The sequence below is a fragment of the Camelimonas fluminis genome (assembly GCF_014656355.1).
Lineage (GTDB): Bacteria > Pseudomonadota > Alphaproteobacteria > Rhizobiales > Beijerinckiaceae > Camelimonas > Camelimonas fluminis.
In genome coordinates this window covers 1-1,624 of the sequence record NZ_BNCG01000127.1, presented here as the reverse complement: position 1 = coordinate 1,624, position 1,624 = coordinate 1, and the positions used below count along the sequence as shown (strand labels likewise).

At 52.0% G+C, this 1,624-nt stretch carries 2 protein-coding genes; one reads left to right on the top strand and one right to left on the bottom strand.

From position 1 onward, the window contains the following. The first annotated feature begins 546 nt into the window (after window positions 1-546). Window positions 547-1,086 (top strand): hypothetical protein, encoded by a 540-nt coding sequence (locus IE243_RS22750; protein WP_191321555.1) that lies wholly within the window; start codon window positions 547-549, stop codon window positions 1,084-1,086. 6 nt (window positions 1,087-1,092) lie between these two features. Here IE243_RS22750 and IE243_RS22745 read toward each other — a convergent pair whose 3' ends face one another. Next, window positions 1,093-1,353, bottom strand: a complete 261-nt coding sequence (locus tag IE243_RS22745) for a helix-turn-helix domain-containing protein (RefSeq protein ID WP_191321554.1) — start codon at window positions 1,351-1,353, stop codon at window positions 1,093-1,095. Window positions 1,354-1,624: the final 271 nt, after the last annotated feature.

Genomic DNA, 1,624 nt, shown 5'->3' with positions numbered 1-1,624 from the left:
AACCAGATAACGTCATGTCACGTGTGTACGACGTTCTGAGGGGATCTCAGGGTGGGGTATTTCACGCATCCTGAACCCGGTTGATCGGGAGCTCACACCGATCCCATCTCTCCCGCTTGTTGATCAGAACTCCTCCGTCGTCTGATCTTCCCAAAATCCGTAACTGTTCGCGACCCTACGCCCATATATAACAATTACGGATTTTGATAACACACTGTAGAACGTGGGGTATTCACGTGATCGGGTGACATCAGGTCGTTTGAATACCCGCGTTTCTGGTGTAATCTCCCCGGATACAATCACCCCAGAAATCCGTAGTTGTCCCTTCTTCCAATCCTGTATTGAACTTTTATGGATTTCCCCCGTTTCCATTGTTATGTGGGATATCCCGTTCATGAATAAAAACGAATAACTACACATCGAAGATGTGATTGCATACGCAGTATGCAATGAATCCTCATCCAATATATAACGATAGATGTGGACGATATTTCACTTTTGATTGAATGTTTCAGAAATTCATGAACATGAAATCTGGAACCACCTTTGATCTCTGACTACGTCACCATCCATCTTTTCGATCATGTACGGAGAACGTTCCACCTCACTGACGGTGACAGAGAGGACGTCGAGTTCCGTACGGTCAGGATCATTTTCAACGACAGGATGACACCCGCAGAGAACCGACCCGCGATCGGGTTCCCGCGTTTCGGGATGTTCTACAGGACTATCTGTTGCGGGATGTTCGGGACCGACTCGTTGCTGCCCGCCCTCAACCTCCCTCGTGCTGTTGCGTATCTCAGCAATGAGGTCCCTGTTTTCCGGACGAAACGGGGCAACCCCTGCCCTCAGAACCTGATAATGGAATCCGTGTGGATGATCCCCGTCGACCAGAGACAGGATTTCGACCGTTCGCTTTTTAATGCCCGGAGCAAAATGAGGGGACGGTACGCGATCGACACATTGGGTTTCGGGTACCCGGTGACCCTCGACGACCTTCGGAATGAACTGCGATGTTCGGGTGGGATCGCGGTAAAGGATTTTGTCGGTCTGGATCGGGGGGCAGTTTTTGTCGTGTACGGGTGACCGAAGTCACTTCTTTTTGCGTCCCGCACGGAGAGGCGTAATCGGCACAACGTCCCCCTCAGGTTCCGTGAACAGCTCCGATATGTGAATCCCGAGTGCGTTGGAAAGTTTCTCCAGCGTGACCACGGTCGGGTTCCGCTTTCCCCGTTCCAGATAGCCCACGTACGCCCGTTCGATCTCTGCACTCAAGGCAAGATCGTCCTGTGAGACGCCCTTCGCGACCCTCAGTCTTCTCAGATTCCACGCGACAAGCTGCTGCGCCTCCATGGGTGGAGGCAATCAGTTGCCTTCATATGAAACCACGTATTATATGACGCGTAATTACGCCTCTCCCTACTGGGGATTGGGAGGCGAAATGAGTGAAGGGGGCTGATTTGGAAGCGACATCGACTGTGACGATCGATTGCCCGTACTGCTCGGAGCCGATCAACGCGAAATCGAAAAAGTGCAAACACTGCGGGGAAATCCTCGATCCCCAGATGCGTGAGATCGAGATGCTGAAGCGGCAGGGAACATCCCAGGTGTTCATGAACGCAGG

Excerpts from the sequence above, each read along its gene's own strand:
- IE243_RS22745 (WP_191321554.1), bottom strand. The coding sequence starts at position 1,353 with ATGGAGGCGCAGCAGCTTGTCGCGTGGAATCTGAGAAGACTGAGGGTC.